Source organism: Streptomyces sp. NPDC091649 (assembly GCF_044756785.1).
GTDB lineage: Bacteria > Actinomycetota > Actinomycetes > Streptomycetales > Streptomycetaceae > Streptomyces.
The window spans coordinates 778,782-796,311 of the sequence record NZ_JBIVTR010000001.1 but is presented as its reverse complement, the minus strand read 5'-3'; the positions used below and the strand labels follow the sequence as shown (position 1 = coordinate 796,311).

Sequence of the window (17,530 nt, the reverse complement as noted above, 5' to 3'; positions counted from 1 at the left end):
GCACCACGCGGCAGCCTCTTCACCGGGGTTGCCCAACGGGCCCGTGCCTCCCGTGACCCACGCAGTAGGGAGGCCAGTGCCGGGGGCACGATTGCGCCCGCGAGGTCACCTAAGCGGGCGATGCTGGAAGGACACCATGTGAGCCGGATCTCGGTCCGGGGGTTCGCCGTGGCATCTGCCACCGCGGTCACCACCGTAGGCGCCGTCGTAGGCGTTGCCGCGGGCGGCGCACCTGCCGCCGACGACAACAACAACTTCGAGGCGGCCGCAGCCGACACCACGCTGCTCGCAGACATCCCCGCGGGCCAGCAGGCCCAGGTCCAGACCGCTTCGCTGACGCAGCAGGCCGATGCCCAGGCATCCGCCGCCGACGCCGCCGCGAAGAAGTCGGCCGAGGAGTCCGCCCGCCTCCAGGCCGCCAAGGACGCCAAGTCCAAGAAGCAGGCGGCCGAGGACCGGGCCGAGGCCGAGCGCAAGGCGGCGAAGGCGAAGAAGGAAGCCGCCGAGCGCGCCAGCCGTTCGTCCGTCCGCGACGCCGCCTCCTTCTCCGCGCAGGGTTCCTACAGCGTGGCCGACGTCAAGGCGATGGCCCGTCAGATGGTCCCGGCGGACCAGTTCCAGTGCTTCAGCAACATCGTGAACCACGAGTCGACCTGGAACTACCGTGCGACCAACCCCTCCTCCGGGGCGTACGGCCTGATGCAGGCGCTCCCGGGCCACAAGATGTCGTCCGCCGGCGCCGACTGGCAGACCAACCCGGCCACCCAGATCAAGTGGGGGCTCAGCTACATGGAGAACCGTTACGGCGGCCCGTGCGGCGCCTGGTCCTTCTGGCAGGCCAACAACTGGTATTAGAGGGAGCGGGCGAAGTCCTCGGACCGCGCTCTCAACCTCGCGAGGCCCCTCACCGTCCAGACGGTGGGGGGCCTCGCGCGTGTACGGTCGCATCCCGGCGATCCGGGGGCTCCGCGAAGCGCCTGGACAGGCCGCGGCGCGCTGGGCGGCGAAAATGGGGGAAGGAAAGAGAGCATGTCGAAACTGCCGGGCTGGCTGGGCCGCTTCGGGTCCGAACTGACGGAGCTGGGCGCGCGACTGGACGAGCGGCGGGCACGCGCGGCCGCCGACGACCCCCTCGCGGCGCGTGAGTCCTCCGCCGTCGCCGAGGCCGAGGACCCCGGGCAGGTGCCCGCGCCGCCCTCGTACGCCCCCTCGGTCGCCGCCAAGCCGGATCCGGTCGCGGCGATCCCCTGGGGGATGCGGGTCGCCGCGGAGGCCGGCTGGCGCCTCCTCGTCCTCGCGGGGACGCTCTGGGTGCTGATGCGGGTGATCAGCGCGGTCCAGCTCGTGGTGCTGGCCTTCGCCGCCGCGCTCCTCGTCACCGCGATGCTCCAGCCGACCGTCGTCCGGCTCAAGCGGTTCGGGCTGCCCCACGGGCTCGCCACCGCCGTGACCGCCGTCCTCGGGTTCGTCGTCATCGGCCTGGTCGGCTGGTTCGTGGTGTGGCAGGTGATGGACAACCTCGACACGCTCTCCGACCGGGTCCGGGACGGCATCGACGAGTTGAAGCGCTGGCTCCTCGACAGCCCCTTCCACGTCACCGAGTCGCAGATCAACGACATCGCCAAGAACCTCAACGACACCATCGGCACCAACACCGAGGAGATCACCTCCGCCGGCCTCCAGGGCGTCACCGTGATGGTGGAGTTCCTCACCGGGCTGCTGCTGGCGATGTTCTCCACCCTCTTCCTGCTCTACGACGGCCGGCGCATCTGGGAGTGGTCGCTCAAGCTGGTGCCCGCCGCGGCCCGCCCCGGGGTCGCCGGCGCGGGGCCGCGCGCCTGGCGCACCCTGACCGCGTACGTGCGCGGCACGGTGCTCGTCGCCCTGATCGATGCCATCTTCATCGGATTCGGCCTCTACATCCTCAATGTGCCGCTCGCGGTGCCGCTGGCCGTCTTCATCTTCCTGTTCGCCTTCATCCCCCTCGTCGGCGCCGTGGTCTCCGGGGCGCTCGCGGTGGTCGTCGCCCTGGTCACCGAAGGGGTGTGGACCGCGCTGTGGGCGCTGGTGGTCGTCCTGGCGGTGCAGCAGATCGAGGGCCACATCCTGCAGCCGTTCATCCTCGGCCGCGCGGTCCGGGTCCATCCGCTCGCCGTGGTCCTCGCGGTGGCGACCGGCGGTCTCGTCGCCGGCATCGGCGGGGCGGTGGTCGCCGTACCGCTGGTCGCCGTGACCAATACGGTGGTCGGCTATCTGCGCACGTACGGGGGGTCGGGCGCCCCGGGCGACGGCGGCGGGCACCACGGGGCCACCGCCCTGTCGATGAACCCCGCGCACGCCACGGCGGCGCCCCCGGGCGCCGGGAGCGCCCCGTCCGAGCCCCACCCCGCCCTGGCGCCCCAGGACGCCCCGGGCGACGACGGGCAGGAAGGCCGGCCGCCGCGGGAATCGAGGGACAACCCTTAAGGGCTGTCCCGTAGCGGGAGGCGCGCAGCGGAACGAGAAGAAGAGCCCCGGGGACGGTCGGTCGTCCTCGGGGCTCTTCTCGTATCAGGGGTGGTGCGGTGTCACTACTCGGCGAGTACGGCCTCGGCGTCGAGGGTCACACCGACCGCCTGGATCACCGAAGCGACCTTGACGGCTTCCTGAATGGTCTCACGGTCCACGCCGGCCTTGCGCAGCACCTGCTCGTGGGAGTCCAGGCACTGACCGCAGCCGTTGATCGCGGAGACGGCGAGCGACCACAGCTCGAAGTCGACCTTCTCCACGCCCGGGTTGCCGATGACGTTCATCCGCAGGCCCGCGCGGAGCGTGCCGTACTCCGGGTCCGACAGCAGGTGCCGGGTCCGGTAGAAGACGTTGTTCATCGCCATGATCGCGGCGGCCGACTTCGCCGCGGTGTACGCCTCGGCGGAGAGGTTGGCCTTCGCCTCGGGCTCCAGCTCGCGCAGCACCTTCGGCGAACGCGAGGCGATCGCGCAGGCCAGCACGGTGCCCCACAGCTGCTGCTGCGGGAGGTCGCTGTTGCCGATGACCGAACCGAGGTTGAGCTTCAGGTCCTTGGCGAAGTCCGGTATGGCGGACTTCAGTTCGTCGAGAGCCATGTCGGTATCAGCTCACTCGCCCGAGAGGAGCGCGACCGGGTCGAGGGTGTTCTCGCCCTTGGTCCAGTTGCACGGGCACAGCTCGTCGGTCTGCAGGGCGTCGAGGACCCGCAGGACCTCCTTGGGGTTACGGCCCACGGAGCCGGCGGTCACCATCGTGAACTGGATCTCGTTGTTCTGGTCGACGATGAAGACGGCGCGCTGGGCGAAGCCGTCCTCGCCCTCGATGCCGAGGTCACGCATGAGCTCGTGCTTCGAGTCGGCCAGCATCGGGAAGGGCAGGTCGGTCAGGTCCGGGTGGTCCTTGCGCCAGGCGTGGTGCACGAACTCGGAGTCACCGGAGAAGCCGAGGACCTGGGCGTCCCGGTCGGCGAACTCCTCGTTCAGCTTGCCGAAGGCGGCGATCTCGGTGGGGCACACGAAGGTGAAGTCCTTCGGCCACGCGAAGACGATCTTCCACTTGCCCTCGTAGGTCTTGTGGTTGATCTGCTCGAACTCCTTGCCGCTCTCCAGCGAAACACAAGCGGTCAGGTCGAACTCGGGGAACTTGTCACCGACAGTGAGCACGCGCTCTCCTTGCAACGTCTGGAATTCCCTTTTAGGGGCGTTCCTGAGGGTTGGACGGGTCCCACCTTGGCACAGAGTGCATTGATCACGGAAATAGCTACACTCGGTCGAGATGATCGGAGGTGCCTATCAGTGGGCCAGGGGAATCAGGGCATACGCCCCAAGCAGCACACCAAGCAGCCCAGCCTGTCGCAGCTACGCGCCTTCACGGCCGTGGCGGAACATCTGCACTTCCGGGACGCGGCGGCGGCAATCGGGATGAGTCAGCCGGCACTCTCCGGAGCGGTGTCCACCCTGGAGGAGGCACTGGGTGTCCAGCTCATCGAGCGTACGACGCGCAAGGTGCTGCTCTCACCCGCCGGGGAGCGGCTCGCCGTGCGGGCCGGGGCGGTGCTGGAGGCCGTCGCCGCGCTGATGGAGGAGGCGGAGGCGGTCCGTGCCCCGTTCACCGGAGTGCTCCGGCTCGGCGTGATCCCGACCGTCGCCCCGTATCTGCTGCCCACCGTGCTCCGGCTGGTCCACGAGCGCTACGCCGACCTCGACCTCCAGGTCCATGAGGAGCAGACGTCCTCGCTGCTGGAGGGCCTCGCCGCCGGGCGGCTCGACCTGCTGCTGCTCGCCGTGCCGCTCGGGGTCCCCGGGGTGAGCGAGATCCCCCTCTTCGACGAGGACTTCGTGCTGGTCATGGAGCAGGACCACTGGCTCGGCGGCCGACCGGACATCCCCCGCGACGCGCTGCGCGAACTGCCGCTCCTGCTCCTGGACGAGGGGCACTGCCTGCGCGACCAGGCCCTGGACATCTGCCGCGAGGCCGGCCGGACCGAGGGTGCTCCGGTGACCACGACCGCCGCCGGGCTCTCCACCCTGGTCCAGCTGGTCGCCGGAGGGCTCGGGGTGACCCTGCTGCCCCGGACCGCGCTGACGGTGGAGACCGGCCGCAACGAGGCGCTGACCACCGGGTACTTCGCCGACCCCGCGCCGACCCGGCGGGTGGCGCTGGCCATGCGCGGCGGATCGGCGCGGGGCGGCGAGTTCGAGGAGCTGGCCGCCGCCCTGCGCGAGGCGATGCGGCCGCTGCCGGTGCGGCTGGTGGCGGAGGGCTCCTGAGGGGCCCCGGACGTACGGGCGGGGCCCCTGTTCCCAGAGGCCCCGGCCGTACGCGGGTCGTGCGGGTGTCACTCGCTGCGGAGTCCGTCCGGGCGCATCGTGCGCCACAGCGGCGGCAGCGACAGCAGGGTGACCAGCACGATCAGCGCGCCGCCCGCGCCCGCCATCGGCCAGAACAGCCACCAGTCGGACACCTGCTTCTGGATCATCCAGACGAGCGTGGCCCCGAGCCCCAGGCCGCCCGCGACCGCCACCGCCAGACCGAGCACCACCGGCACGGCGGTCTGCCACAGCACCGACCAGCCCAGCGTGGAGCGCCGGGTGCCGAAGGCGACCAGGACCGACAACAGCCTCCTGCGCTCGCGCAACTGCTCCAGCTGGGAGACCAGCATCGAGGCGGCGATGAGCAGCAGCACCGCCGTCGCCCCCAGCTGGAGGCCGGTCTGGATGCTCGCGTACTGGCGGTTCCGCTCGACCGGATTGAGCGTGACGAAACGCATGCCCGGGTCGATCTCGGCCGCCGTGTTGCGTACGTGTTCGGCGACGTCCGGAACACTCTGGTCCACCCGGATCTGGGTGGTGATCGTCGCGTCGGGCAGAGCGCCCGCGTCGACCGCGCCGAGGGTGGCCATGATCCCCCAGTGGGGGTCGCCCATCGGGTCCTCGCGGCCCGTCACGGTCCGGGAATCGGCGGGCAGTGTCCACCGCATCGGCTTCTTCCCGGAGCCGACTTCGAGCACCTCGCCCTTGCGGGCGGTCTCGTCGACCCAGGCGGTCATGTCCTTGTCGTCCCGCGGATGGACGACGAAGGTGTCGCCGTCCGCGCAGGCGCCGATCCGGGCCAGCTCGCGCAAGGTCTCGCAGGTGCCGACGGTCAGCGAGGTGGTGGGCTGGACGTCGTCCTCGCCGTAGTCGCCGGGCTTGCTCGCGAACGCCTCCACCGAGCCGATGACCACCTCCACGCCCTTGGTCGCGCGGAACCGCTCGATGGCCGCGGTGGCCCCCTCGCCCGTGACGTTCTCGGAGTATCCGGCGAACTGGGCCCGCGAGGTGTCCTGGCCCGTCATCCGGATGAAGTCGGCGTTCATCGCGGCGAACAGCATCTGCAGGGCGATCGCCCCGGCCACCGCGACCGTGACCCCGCTGACCGCACGGGACGCGGCCCCGCTGCTCAACTGAAGCCTGCGGGTGGCGAGCTGCCAGGGCACCGGGCCGCCGCGCAGCCGGTTCACGCACGCCTCGACCAGCCACGGCAGCAGCAGGGCGAGACCGAACAGCACCAGCACCGCGCCGGTGATGATCGGGAACGGGTTGACCGGCGCGTACTCCTCGACCCGGCCCCAGAGCGCGAGCACCGCGAGACCCGCCAGCGGCACCGGCAGCCGCCACCACAGGCGGCGTCCCCGGTCGCGCCCCCGGCGTACGACGCCGAGCGGCTCGATCACCACGGACCGCATCGCGGCCAGGGTGACGAGCACGGCGGTCAGCGGCACCGCCGCCCCGATCAGCGCCGCCAGCCGGAGGTCGGGCATCAGGTCGGCCGGGAAGGCGCTGAAGTCCCAGATCTCCACGGCGCCGGCGAACTGCCGGCCCGCCAGGAAGAACCCGAGGCCGAGCAGTAGCCCGAGCAACGCGCCGAACAGCGCTTCTCCGGCGGCGATGCGCCGGGTCGTCCGGATGTCCGCGCCGACCAGGCGCAGCGCGGCCAGCCGCCGGTCGCGGCGGTCACCGCCGAAGCGCACGGCCGTGGCGATGAAGATCGCGACCGGCGCCAGCAGCACGACGCACACCATGATGACGAGCACGATCAGAATCGGCGGGAAGGGGTCTCCCTGGCGGTCGTCGCCGTACGCGGCGATCCGGTGACCCCCGCCGGCCGAGGTCAGGGTGTCGCTGCCCGCGTAGTAGAGCAGCTCACCGGGGGAGCGCAGCCCGGCGTCGCCGATCGTGTCCGTGATCGCGTACGGCAGCCGCTCCCGCAGCAGTTCGCTGCGCGGCTCGGCCAGCAGCTCCTTCAGGGCGGGGGAGGCCGCCATCTCGCCCGGACCGGGGAAACGGGCGACCCCCGGCGGCAGGACGGGCGTCGGACCGTCCGGGCGCATCAGATAGCCCCCCACGGTCCGGTCGCGGAAATCGGTGGTCGTGTTGATCCGCAGCACCGAGCTGTCCGACTTCTCCACCCCCGCGCCGGGAGAGGCGGAGGCCGGCGCCTCGCTGCGGGCCTGCTCGCGCGCGTTCCGTTCGTCGAGCAGATGCGGTACGGAGGAGGCGAGGAGCAGCAGTGCGACGCCGAGGCCGACGCCGACGGCGGTCAGCAGCGTACGGATCCAGCCCTCGCGGCCCCCGGCCGCGGCGAAGCGGATACCCAATCCGAAGTCGCGGAGCGTCACCGCGCCCCATGAGGGCGGCGCCGGGCGCGGCGGTGCCGGGGCCCGCTTCTCGTCGAGCAGGGTCATACGGCGTGCTCCAGGTCGCGGGCCCGGCCGTCGCGCACGGTGACGTCACGGTCGGAGTAGGCGGCGACCCGGGCCTCGTGGGTCACCAGGACCACGGCGACGTTGGCCGAGCGGGCGGCCTCGGTGAGCAGCTCCATCACCCGCTCGCCGTTGAGGGAGTCCAGTGCGCCGGTCGGCTCGTCCGCGAAGATCACCTTCGGTGACGCCGCCAGCGCACGGGCCACCGCGACCCGCTGGCCCTGCCCGCCGGAGACCTCGCCGGGGCGCTTGGACCGGAGGTCGTCGACCTCCAGGCGCTCCATCCACTCCAGGGCGGTGCGCTCGGCGGACCTGCGCCTGACGCCGTTCAGCCGCAGCGGCAGGGCGACGTTCTCCACGCAGGTCAGCTCCGGGACGAGCTGGCCGAACTGGAAGACGAAGCCGAAGTCGCTGCGCCGCAGGGCGCTGCGCTCGGCGTCCGACATCGCGGACAGCTCGTGGCCCGCGTAGGCGATGGTGCCGGAGTCGGGGGTGATGATCCCGGCCAGGCAGTGCAGCAGGGTCGACTTGCCGGAACCGGAGGGGCCCATCACGGCGACGACCTCGCCGGGGTGCACGGAGAACGACGCGCCGTCCAGGGCGGGCGTCGAGCCGTAGGTCTTGCGCAGGTCGTGCGCGGCGAGCAGGGAGCCTTCGGGGATCACGCGGCCACCACCTTGGCGAGCTGGTCGAGGCGGGCGGCGGTCAGTTCCAGCCAGCGCAGATCGGCTTCCAGATGGAACAGCGCGTGGTCGCAGATCAACTGGTCGGCCAGGTCGCCCTTGCGCTTGCGGTCGGTGAGGACGCGCATCATGCGCAGGTGCGCCGAGCGCTGGGAGTCGAGCAGATCGGCGGCGCTGCGATCGGTCAGGAGCGCGAGGACGACCTTGGTGTAGAGCGTCGACTGGAGGTAGGGCTCCGGCTTCTCGGGCTGCGCCAGCCACTGCGAGACATCGGTGACCCCGGCGTCGGTGATGGCGTATCGCTTGCGCTCGGGGCCTCCTTCGCTCTCGACCCCGTCGACCTCGACGAGTCCGTTCTTCAGGAGCCGGGACATCGTCGAATAGACCTGGCCGTAGTGCAGCGGGCGGTCCTGGCCGAACTTCTCGTCGAAGGTCCGCTTCAGGTCGTAACCGTGCCGAGGGCCGGACTCCAGGAGCCCGAGGAGGGTGTGACCGATAGACATGAGGAGCACTGTACACGGTGTGTATACCTGCGGTGTATACGCGTCCGGAAAGTGACCCCGGCCAGTTCCACGGGCCGGGGTCGGGGCGCTACGGGGTGTTCCGGGTGTCGGATCCGGGCTCCTGCGGCGGCTGTTTGGGAGGCCGTCCCCGGCGGGCGATCGGGCGCGCCGCCCCCGGCAGCCGGCCCGCCTCCGCGAGCGCCCGCCGCAGCAGGAACTCGATCTGCGCGTTGGCGCTGCGCAGTTCGTCGGAGGCCCAGCGGGCGAGCGCGTCGTGCACCGCGGGGTCCAGCCGCAGCAGCATCTGCTTGCGCTGCCGCGACCGGGACGCCGGTGTCCGCCGGGGAGGCGTCGGCTCGGTCACTGGTAGAGGGAGCCCGTGTTGAGGACCGGCTGGGCCGCGCGGTCACCGCACAGCACGACCATCAGATTGCCGACCATGGCCGCCTTCCGCTCGGAGTCCAGTTCCACGATGTCCTGCTCGGCGATCCGGGTCAGGGCCATCTCGACCATGCCCACCGCGCCCTCGACGATCTGCTGACGGGCCGCGACGACCGCGCCCGCCTGCTGGCGCTGGAGCATCGCGGAGGCGATCTCCGGGGCGTACGCGAGGTGGCTGAAGCGCGACTCGATGATCAGGACGCCCGCGGCCCTCACCCGGGCGGTCAGCTCGACGGCGAGCTTCTCGGTGATCTCCTCCGCGTTGCCGCGCAGGGAGAGGCCGTCCTCCTCGTGGGCGTCGTACGGGTACTCGATGGCGATGTGCCGTACGGCCGCCTCGGTCTGGGTGGCGACGAACTCCAGGAAGTCATCGACCTCGAAGAGCGCCTGGGCGGTGTCCTCGACCTTCCAGACGACGATCGCGGCCAGCTCGATCGGGTTGCCGTAGGCGTCGTTGACCTTGAGGACGGCGGTCTCGTGGTTGCGGACGCGGGTGGAGATCTTCCGGCTGGAGGTCAGCGGGTTGATCAGGCGGAGCCCGTCGGTGCGGATGGTGCCGACGTACCGGCCGAAGAGCTGGATCACCCGGGCCTCGCCGGGAGCGACCATCTTCACACCGCTCATGCAGAAGAACGAGGCGATCACGAGCAGCACCCCGAGGATGAAGAGCGGGACGCCGACCGCATTGTTGCCGCCCGCCCCGATCACCCCGCCGACGATGGCGAGGCCGACCCCCGCGAACACCCCGAGCACCGTCAGGAGCAGTCCGACGCCGCCCGGTATGGAGTGTGCGGGGACCTCCCTGACCTGGGGTGCGGGCATGTCGGGCGCGTCGGTCGTCAGGCCGTCCGCCGCGGTCTCCGGTCGGTGGTCGACGTGCTGTCCGGTCATGGGATCCCCCGTTCGGTGCGGCCTCGCGCCGCGCTATCAATGTGATTACACATTAACGGTTCCCGCAACCTTGTCCATCTCTGGGGAGTCGGTTCCTAGGGAGTGGGTGCTGATTGTCACGTCCGTAAAAGACCGGATCGCTCGTCTTTTGTCCCTGTCGGCGGTGTTAGCTGGCAGGTCTGAGTGAACTGAGGAAACCGAGCGGGCCGGTCGAGCAGAGAAGCGGGAGCAACACACCAATGGGTCGAGCGGATGCGCGACGAGCCCAGGCGCGGGAGTCGCGCCGGGCCCCGAAGAGCGGCGGCATACGCGGACTCTTCACGTGGAAGAAGCTGCTGGGCGCCTTCTTCGGGATCGTCCTGCTGGGCATGGGCGCGTTCGGCGCGCTCTACGTCTACGTCGACGTTCCGGCCGCCAATGCCATGGCGGAGCGGCAGAGCAACGTCTACCAGTACAGCGACGGCACGGTCCTCGCCCGTACCGGCAAGGGCGTCAACCGTCAGATCGTCGACCTGGACGACGTTCCGACGAAGGTCCAGCACGCCTTCGTCGCCGCCGAGAACAAGTCGTTCTACAACGACGAGGGCGTCGATCTCAAGGGCACCACCCGGGCTCTCCTCAACACTCTCAGGGGCAAGGGCAAGCAGGGTGGCTCGACCATCACCCAGCAGTACGTGAAGAACTTCTACCTGACGCAGGACCCCACCGTGAGCCGCAAGCTCAAGGAGCTGGTGATCTCGCTCAAGGTCGACCAGCAGGAGTCCAAGGAGACGATCCTCGCCGGGTACATCAACACCGCCTACTACGGGCGCGGAGCCAGCGGCATCCAGGCCGCCGCCCAGGCTTACTACGGCGTCGACGCCAAGGACCTGAACGTCTCCCAGGGCGCGTACCTCGCCTCCCTCCTCCAGGCCCCCAGCCAGTACGACTGGAACACCGCGACCGACACCGGCAAGAAGCTGGTCAAGGAGCGCTGGGCCTACACCCTGCGCAACATGGTCGAGATGAAGTGGCTGACCGAGTCCGAGAAGGCCGACCTGAAGTTCCCCTACCCGGACAAGCCCAAGCCCGCCCAGGGCATGGAGGGCCAGGCCGGCTACCTCGTCGAGGCCGCCAACGAGGAACTGGAGAAGCAGGGCGTCTCCGCCGCGGACCGCGACGCGGGCGGCTGGACCTTCACCCTCACCGTCGACAAGAAGCGCCAGAAGGCGCTGGAGAAGTCGGTGGACGACCAGCTGGAGTCCAAGCTCGACCGCGAGGGCAACAAGGTCGACGCCACCGTCCAGGCCGGCGCCACCTCCGTCGACCCGAAGACCGGCGAGGTCGTCGCCCTGTACGGCGGCGAGGACTACGTCAAGCACTACATCAGCAACGCCACCCGCCAGGACTACCAGCCCGCCTCCACCTTCAAGCCGCTGGTGCTCGCCTCGGCCCTGGAGAACGAGTCGAAGACGCAGGACGGCAGCCTGATCGGGCTCAACACCATGTACGACGGCACGAGCAAGCGGCCCGTCGTCGGCAGCGACACCCCGTTCGCCCCGCAGAACGAGGACGACCGCAGCTACGGCCGGATATCCGTGCAGAAGGCCATGAACAGCTCGGTCAACTCCGTCTTCGCGCAGATGATCGTCGACGTGACGCCCGCCGCCGTGAAGGAGACGGCGCTCGCCGTCGGCGTACCGGACAAGAACTTCCCCGAGCGCCCCGCCGTCACCCTCGGCACCATGAACGCCTCCACCTGGGACATGGCGGGCGCGTACGCCACGCTCGACAACCACGGCCGGAAGGTCACCCCGCACATCGTCAAGGCCGCCGAGCACCGCGACCGCACCGTGACCCCCGAGAAGCCCAAGCGGCAGCAGGCCATCAGCCGCGCCTCGGCCGACACCGTGACCGAGGCGCTCACCGGGGTCGTCGACGCCGGGTCCGGCAGCGCTGCCAACACCCCCGCCTACGACGCGGCGGGCAAGACCGGCACCTCCGAGGACAACAAGTCGGCCTGGTTCGCCGGGTACACCCCGGAACTGACCACGGTCGTGGCCCTCTTCGGCGAGGGCGACGGCGGCCGCAAGCAGGTCTCCCTCACCGGTACGGCCAACTCCGGCCGCGCCAGCGGCGGCGGCTTCCCCGCCAGGATCTGGGCCGACTACACGCTGGGCGCCCTCGGCGGCGGGTCCGACAAGACGTTCGACCTTCAGGGCGTGGAGCGCGGCGAGGTGCCCGCACCGCCGACGCCCTCCGGCTCGCCCTCCGGGGAGCCCACCCGGACCCAGGAGCCGACCCCGTCGGACACGCCCTCCGAGACGCCGAGCGAGACGCCCACCGAGACCCCGTCGACGACGCCGCCCCCGTCCAGCAGCAGCAGCCCGCCGGTCTCCCCGCCCGTCACCAAGAGCCCGGAGCTGCCGCCCGAGCCCGGGGAGGACGACGGCCAGCCGGGTGAACGGCCCGGAGGCAACGGACTTCTCGGGCAGTGAGGCCATGACGGCATGAGTGCGGGGCGGGCCTCAGTGCCCGCCCCGCACTCATGCTCTCCCGCCGCCCCGGACAGGGCGCCTATTGCCCCCGGGGCGCCATCTCGAACCAGACGACCTTGCCCGTCGACAGACGCGTCGCCCCCCACCGCCGGGCCAGCCGGTTCACCAGGAACAGCCCCCGCCCGCCCTCGTCCGTCTCCCGCGCCCGGCGCTGCCGGGGCAGCTGCGGGGAGTCGTCGCCGACCTCGCAGCGCAGGATGTCGGTCCGCAGCAGCCGCAGCGTCACCGGCCGCTCCGCATAGCGCACGGCATTGGTGACGACCTCGCTGACCAGCAGCTCGACCTCGTCGGCCAGGTCGTCCATGCCCCAGCGGCTCAGCGCCCGCCGGGCCAGCCGGCGGGCCCGGCCCGGAGCCGCGTCCTCCGGTTCCAGATACCAGTACGCCACGTCGCTCGGCGCGATCCCGTCGAAACGGGCGGCGAGCAGCGCGATGTCGTCGTCCCGGTCACCCGGGCCCAGCATGTCCAGCACGTCGTCGCACAGGGCCTCCAGCGGCGGCGCGTGGTCCGGCCCGGTGAGCTGCGCGGTCGCCGCCAGGCGCTCCCGCAGCTGTTCGATGCCCGTCCACACGTCCCGCAGCCGCGACTCCACCAGACCATCGGTGTAGAGGAGCAGGGTGGCGCCGGCCGGGGCGTCCAGCTCGACGGCCTCGAAGTCGACGCCGCCCACCCCGATCGGGGCGCCCGGCGGCACCACCAGCACCTCGGCCCGCCCGCCCAGGTGCAGCAGCACGGGCGGCGGGTGCCCGGCGTTGGCGATGGTGATGCGGTGCGCGACCGGGTCGTACACCGCGTACAGGCAGGTCGCCATCCGGTCGCTGCCCAGGCGTTGCGCCTGCTCGTCCAGATGGTGCAGCACCTCCTGCGGCGGCAGGTCCAGCTGCGCCAGCGTCTGTGCCGTCGTCCGCAGCTGCCCCATGATCGCCGCCGAGGTCATGGAGTGGCCCATCACATCGCCGACGACCAGCGCGACCCGGCTGCCGGGGAGCGGGATCGCGTCGTACCAGTCGCCGCCGACCCGGGCCGTCTCCGCCGCCGGGAGGTAGCGCGAGGCGAGCCGGACTCCGGTGGGCTGGGGGAGCGAGTCGGGCAGCATCGTGCGCTGGAGCTCGTCGGCGATGTACGCCTCGCGCCCGTACAGCACGGCCTTGTCGATGCCGAGCGCGGTGTGCGTCGCCAGCTGCGCCGCGACCAGCAGGTCACTGGCCTCGAACGGGGCCCGCTCGGTGCCGCGTACGAAGACCGCGGCCCCGATGACCCGGCGCCGGCCGCGCAGCGGGGCGAGGATCGCCCGGTGCCCGGTGGGAACGCTCCGCCCGGGGCCGAGCAGCTCGGGCAGCGCGGCGCGCGCCGCCGCGGAGTCGCCGAAGACCGGCCGCACCCCCCGCAGCACCTCGGCCAGCGCGCCGCCCGGCGGCACCTCGCACAGCTCGGCGGCGGGCATCAGGTCGGCCTGCGGGTCCAGGATCAGCGGACGCAGCCGTTCCGTCTCCGGGCCCGCCTCGCCGCCCTCCTCGCCGGCGGCGCGCAGCCGGTCGCTGCGCCGCAGCCGCAGGACGAAGGGGCTCACCGGGCGCTCGTCGCCCACCGGGAGCGGATCGCGCAGATAGACCAGGATCGCGTCGGAGAAGGTCGGCACGCTGGCCCGGCACAGACCGAGGACGATCTCGTCCAGGTCTATGCCCCGGGCGATGCGCCGGGTGGCCGCTCCGACGAAGCGCAGCCGGTCGCCCTCGCGGCGGGTGGCGGCCTGCGCGTCCGCGACGGCCGCCGCCGCGGCACCCGGGTTCGGCGCGGCGGCCGGAGCCGGGACCGCGGCCGCGGCGGCGGCCGCCGCGGCGTCCTGTTGCCGGGGGCGGGTGCGCTCCTGCTGCCGGGCCGCGAGCGGCTGCCGGCCTTCGTGGGAGGTGGGATGCTCCGTCACGCGTGGGATTCCGTCCGTCCGGGCCGGTTGTATGAGGCAGTCGCCTCGTGGGGCGCTACTGTGCCCCGGCAAGCGCGGGAAGAACAACGGCTGTCACCGGATGCCCCCGATGAAGGGGCCGAAACCGAGCGCCGCGTAGATGGCCGACAGACGATCCCTCCGGCGGGCGCGGCGAGAGGGCGGCGGACAGCATGCACGTCTCCACCCCCTCGTGGTGGCTCCCGCGACCGAACGGATTCGTCCGGGTCCGTGGCCCGTCCCTCCGCACGACCGGTGTGGCGACTTGTGGTCAGTTCCGGTGTGGTTCCCGCTGGTTGCGGCGATCAGCCCTCCGTGCGCCCGGACCTGCCGACCGGACCGCCCGAAGGGTTCTCCCAGGGTCTCACGACGGCATACGCGCAGGGGTGCGGTCCCAGTCATCCGGCAGCGGCGGCACCTGCCACCGCGGATCGGGCCGCCAGTGCTCCCAGCCGTCCCGGAACGGCGACCCCCACCCGGTGATCACCTCGACCGCCGCCAGGCCCGCCTCCCGGACCCGCCGTGCGGTCTCCCGGTCCATCAGGCCGACGTGCTGCGCCTGGGCGAACTCGTCCTCGTCGAGCCATTTCCAGCTCCGGTCGGGGTTCACGGAGATGTCGAGAAAGTGATCCTCGGAATCCACCCCTCCGGACCACCGGGTCCGGGGCTCCTCCAGGTTCACGTACCAGTTGCGGAACATCCAGCCCCGGTCCCAGAACAGCCACACCGACCACGGGTCCCCGGGCGCGGCCAGCTTCAGCACCCCGGAGCCGAACCAGGTCGAGCGGGCCGTGGTGCGCGGTGCGGTGTAGCGAGTGGCCAGCGGCTCGGCGTGCACCTGGGTGCCGTCGGCCAGCACGGGCCGCACGCATTCGGTGCCGGGCGCCATCCAGACGGCGAGCAGTTCTTCGGTGTCCTGGACGACGGTCACCGGACGGCAGATGTGCACGGGCGGGGCGCCGGCCGTCCGGTGGGCCCGGCCGTTGTCGCGGTAGCGCCAGAGGATCCGGTCCCCCGGCGCCCAGCGTGTGCGCTCTCCCGTATCTGTCATATTTTCCTCCTGTGTGGATACCTCGTGCCTTGGCTCGGGGAGGAAGCACAGCTCCTGCGGAGCGGGGCAGCGGGCGAAGGTTTCGCCCGCTGGGGCCCGGCGTAAGGTCGCGAAGGTTCATGCCCGGATCGCCGACCGCAGGCGGGATCACCTGCACAAGCTGACCACTCGGCTCGTTCGTGAGAACCAAACGATCGTGATCGAGGATCTGACCGTACGCAACATGGTCCAGAACCATTGCCTGGTCCGCGCCGTCTCGGACGCGGCGTGGACCACGCTGCGCGGCATGCTGGAGTACAAGTGCGCCTGGTACGGAAGGGACCTGGTCACCATCGACCGCTGGTTCCCCTCCTCCAAGCTGTGCTCCGCCTGCGGAACCTTGCAGAGCAAGCTGCCGCTGAATGTCCGCACATGGACGTGCGCGTGCGGGGTCACTCACGACCGTGACGTGAACGCCGCGAAGAACGTGCTGGCCGAGGGGCTCTCGGTGACAGTCTGTGGAGCCGGTGTAAGACCTCAACGGAGCACTCCGGGCGGGCAGTCGGCGACGAAGCAGAAAACCCCACGGCGCGAGCCGTAGGACTCCCCCTCCATCCAGGAGGGGGAGGATGTCAAGGAGAGATCTTACGGAGAGGCCGCAGCGCTCCCACCGGCCCGCTGCGACTCAGGTCACCGGTCCCGATCCGGCCGGTGGCCCTGAGGCGTCACGGGGCTCCCGGGCATCACCGGGAGCCCCCACGCGTCACCGGGCGCCGGGCGGCGCGCTCACGGACGCGTCATCCGCAGCACGTCCAGCGCCGCGTCGAGCTGCTCCAGCGTCAGGTCGCCGCGCTCGACGTAGCCCGAGGCCAGGACCGTCTCGCGGATCGTGGTCCCGTCCTTGAGGGACTTCTTGGCGACCTTCGCCGCCTCCTCGTAGCCGATGTACTTGTTGAGGGGGGTCACCACGGACGGCGAGGACTCGGCGTAGGCGCGGGCCCGCTCCACGTCGGCGGTGATGCCGTCGACCGTGCGGTCCGCGAGCAGCCGGGAGGCGCCTGCCAGCAGCCGTACGGACTCCAGCAGGTTCTTCGCGATGACCGGGAGCATCACGTTCAGCTCGAAGTTGCCGGCCGCACCGGCCGTGGCGACCGTCGCGTCATTGCCGGTGACCTGGGCAGCGACCATCAGGACCGCCTCCGGGATCACCGGATTGACCTTGCCCGGCATGATCGACGAGCCGGGCTGGAGGTCGGGCAGCGCGATCTCGGCGAGACCGGTGCGCGGGCCCGACGCCATCCACCGCAGGTCGTTGCAGATCTTCGTCAGGGAGACGGCGATGGTCCGCAGCTGGCCCGAGGTCTCCACGAGCCCGTCCCGCGCGCCCTGCGCCTCGAAGTGGTCGCGGGCCTCGGTCAGCGGCAGCCCGGTGGCGTCCGCCACCTCGGCGATCACGGCCGCGGAGAAGCCGGGCGGGGTGTTGATGCCGGTGCCCACCGCCGTGCCGCCCAGGGGCAGTTCGGCGAGCCGCGGCAGGGAGGCGCGCAGCCGCTCCACGCCGTAGCGGATCTGTGCCGCGTAGCCGCCGAACTCCTGGCCGAGGGTGACGGGGGTGGCGTCCATCAGATGCGTACGGCCGGACTTCACGACCTCCGCGAATTCGGCCGATTTCCGCCCCAGGGATTCCGCCAGGTGATCCAGGGCGGGGATCAGGTCGGCGGTGACGGCGGCGGTGGCCGCGATGTGGATGGAGGACGGGAAGACGTCGTTGGACGACTGGGAGGCGTTCACATGGTCGTTGGGGTGGACCTCGCGGCCGAGGCGCTCGGTGGCGAGGGTGGCGATCACCTCGTTGGTGTTCATGTTCGACGAGGTGCCCGAACCCGTCTGGAACACGTCGACGGGGAAGTGCTCGTCCCAGCGGCCCGAGGCGACCTCGGCGGCGGCCTCCCGGATCGCGGCGGCGATGTCCGGATCCAGCACCTCCAGTTCGGCGTTGACCTTGGCCGCCGCGCCCTTGATCCGGGCCAGCGCCTCGATGTGCGCCCGCTCCAGCCGCTGCCCGGAGACGGGGAAGTTCTCCACGGCCCGCTGGGTCTGGGCGCGCCACTTGGCGTCCGCGGGGACCCTCACCTCGCCCATCGAGTCGTGCTCGATCCGGAACCCCGTGTCATCCGTCGTGTCGGCCATGGTGTTTAAACCTCCTGAAAAAGATGAGTACTTCTCTTGTTCTACGTATTCCCAAGTCGCC

General features: G+C 71.3%; 14 protein-coding genes and 1 pseudogene. 5 read left to right on the top strand and 10 right to left on the bottom strand.

Annotation, left to right across the window (positions count from 1 at the left end):
- Positions 1-138 precede the first annotated feature (138 nt).
- Both ACIQMU_RS03420 and ACIQMU_RS03415 read left to right on the top strand, forming a co-directional pair.
- Entirely contained in the window at positions 139-855 is a 717-nt protein-coding gene (locus ACIQMU_RS03420) for a transglycosylase SLT domain-containing protein (protein ID WP_352240482.1), read from the top strand.
- Between the two features lie 174 nt (positions 856-1,029).
- Positions 1,030-2,466, top strand: coding sequence for an AI-2E family transporter (locus tag ACIQMU_RS03415; RefSeq protein ID WP_352240483.1), 1,437 nt, complete (start codon positions 1,030-1,032; stop codon positions 2,464-2,466).
- Positions 2,467-2,570: 104 nt separating this feature from the next.
- On the opposite strand, the gene ACIQMU_RS03410 is transcribed toward ACIQMU_RS03415, so the two are convergent.
- Positions 2,571-3,104 carry an alkyl hydroperoxide reductase gene (locus ACIQMU_RS03410; RefSeq protein WP_003966620.1) on the bottom strand — a complete coding sequence of 178 codons (534 nt, stop codon included), beginning with the start codon at positions 3,102-3,104 and terminating at the stop codon, positions 2,571-2,573.
- 12 nt (positions 3,105-3,116) lie between these two features.
- Positions 3,117-3,671, bottom strand: coding sequence for a peroxiredoxin (locus ACIQMU_RS03405; RefSeq protein ID WP_007452441.1), 555 nt, complete (start codon positions 3,669-3,671; stop codon positions 3,117-3,119).
- Positions 3,672-3,803: 132 nt separating this feature from the next.
- Between ACIQMU_RS03405 and ACIQMU_RS03400 the strand changes: the two genes are divergently transcribed.
- The gene (locus ACIQMU_RS03400; protein WP_352240484.1) at positions 3,804-4,778 is read left to right on the top strand and encodes a LysR substrate-binding domain-containing protein; all 975 of its coding nucleotides are present in this window, start codon (positions 3,804-3,806) and stop codon (positions 4,776-4,778) included.
- A 68-nt stretch (positions 4,779-4,846) separates the two neighbouring features.
- Here the strand turns inward: ACIQMU_RS03400 and ACIQMU_RS03395 are convergent, their stop codons facing one another.
- The 5 genes from ACIQMU_RS03395 to ACIQMU_RS03375 all read right to left on the bottom strand — a co-directional run bounded on the left by ACIQMU_RS03395 (position 4,847) and on the right by ACIQMU_RS03375 (position 9,770).
- Positions 4,847-7,234 carry an ABC transporter permease gene (locus ACIQMU_RS03395; RefSeq protein WP_402688132.1) on the bottom strand — a complete coding sequence of 796 codons (2,388 nt, stop codon included), beginning with the start codon at positions 7,232-7,234 and terminating at the stop codon, positions 4,847-4,849.
- Positions 7,231-7,917 (bottom strand): ABC transporter ATP-binding protein, encoded by a 687-nt coding sequence (locus ACIQMU_RS03390; RefSeq protein WP_352240486.1) that lies wholly within the window; start codon positions 7,915-7,917, stop codon positions 7,231-7,233. Before ACIQMU_RS03390 ends, ACIQMU_RS03395 begins: the two co-directional genes overlap by 4 nt.
- Complete coding sequence (locus ACIQMU_RS03385) at positions 7,914-8,438, bottom strand: PadR family transcriptional regulator (protein ID WP_352240487.1); 525 nt, start codon at positions 8,436-8,438, stop codon at positions 7,914-7,916. The genes ACIQMU_RS03390 and ACIQMU_RS03385 overlap by 4 nt, the downstream gene beginning before the upstream one ends.
- 88 nt (positions 8,439-8,526) lie before the next feature.
- Complete coding sequence (locus ACIQMU_RS03380) at positions 8,527-8,802, bottom strand: hypothetical protein (RefSeq protein ID WP_352240488.1); 276 nt, start codon at positions 8,800-8,802, stop codon at positions 8,527-8,529.
- Positions 8,799-9,770, bottom strand: a complete 972-nt coding sequence (locus ACIQMU_RS03375; RefSeq protein WP_402688131.1) for an SPFH domain-containing protein — start codon at positions 9,768-9,770, stop codon at positions 8,799-8,801. The genes ACIQMU_RS03380 and ACIQMU_RS03375 overlap by 4 nt, the downstream gene beginning before the upstream one ends.
- Before the next feature lie 239 nt (positions 9,771-10,009).
- Here ACIQMU_RS03375 and ACIQMU_RS03370 point away from each other — a divergent pair, with 239 nt between their 5' ends.
- A complete protein-coding gene (locus ACIQMU_RS03370; RefSeq protein ID WP_402688130.1) occupies positions 10,010-12,247 on the top strand; it encodes a transglycosylase domain-containing protein in 2,238 nt (745 codons plus the stop codon).
- A gap of 79 nt (positions 12,248-12,326) precedes the next feature.
- On the opposite strand, the gene ACIQMU_RS03365 is transcribed toward ACIQMU_RS03370, so the two are convergent.
- On the bottom strand, positions 12,327-14,231 hold the full coding sequence (locus ACIQMU_RS03365) for a SpoIIE family protein phosphatase (RefSeq protein WP_352240491.1): 1,905 nt from the start codon (positions 14,229-14,231) through the stop codon (positions 12,327-12,329).
- A 382-nt stretch (positions 14,232-14,613) separates the two neighbouring features.
- Positions 14,614-15,300 (bottom strand): DUF402 domain-containing protein, encoded by a 687-nt coding sequence (locus ACIQMU_RS03360; protein WP_402688129.1) that lies wholly within the window; start codon positions 15,298-15,300, stop codon positions 14,614-14,616.
- 88 nt (positions 15,301-15,388) lie between these two features.
- On the opposite strand from ACIQMU_RS03360, the pseudogene ACIQMU_RS03355 reads away from it, so the two are divergent.
- Positions 15,389-15,880 (top strand): annotated as a pseudogene (locus ACIQMU_RS03355) (RNA-guided endonuclease TnpB family protein); the annotation flags it as partial.
- A 185-nt stretch (positions 15,881-16,065) separates the two neighbouring features.
- Here ACIQMU_RS03355 and ACIQMU_RS03350 read toward each other — a convergent pair.
- Positions 16,066-17,469 carry a class II fumarate hydratase gene (locus tag ACIQMU_RS03350; protein ID WP_402688128.1) on the bottom strand — a complete coding sequence of 468 codons (1,404 nt, stop codon included), beginning with the start codon at positions 17,467-17,469 and terminating at the stop codon, positions 16,066-16,068.
- Between the last annotated feature and the right edge of the window lie 61 nt (positions 17,470-17,530).

What these genes read in the sequence shown, in the direction of transcription:
- ACIQMU_RS03360 (WP_402688129.1), bottom strand. Translation starts at nt 15,300, where the DNA reads ATGACAGATACGGGAGAGCGCACACGCTGGGCGCCGGGGGACCGGATC.
- ACIQMU_RS03415 (WP_352240483.1), top strand. Translation starts at nt 1,030, where the DNA reads ATGTCGAAACTGCCGGGCTGGCTGGGCCGCTTCGGGTCCGAACTGACG.
- ACIQMU_RS03350 (WP_402688128.1), bottom strand. Translation starts at nt 17,469, where the DNA reads ATGGCCGACACGACGGATGACACGGGGTTCCGGATCGAGCACGACTCG.
- ACIQMU_RS03385 (WP_352240487.1), bottom strand. Translation starts at nt 8,438, where the DNA reads ATGTCTATCGGTCACACCCTCCTCGGGCTCCTGGAGTCCGGCCCTCGG.
- ACIQMU_RS03370 (WP_402688130.1), top strand. Translation starts at nt 10,010, where the DNA reads ATGGGTCGAGCGGATGCGCGACGAGCCCAGGCGCGGGAGTCGCGCCGG.
- ACIQMU_RS03375 (WP_402688131.1), bottom strand. Translation starts at nt 9,770, where the DNA reads ATGACCGGACAGCACGTCGACCACCGACCGGAGACCGCGGCGGACGGC.
- ACIQMU_RS03395 (WP_402688132.1), bottom strand. Translation starts at nt 7,234, where the DNA reads ATGACCCTGCTCGACGAGAAGCGGGCCCCGGCACCGCCGCGCCCGGCG.
- ACIQMU_RS03410 (WP_003966620.1), bottom strand. Translation starts at nt 3,104, where the DNA reads ATGGCTCTCGACGAACTGAAGTCCGCCATACCGGACTTCGCCAAGGAC.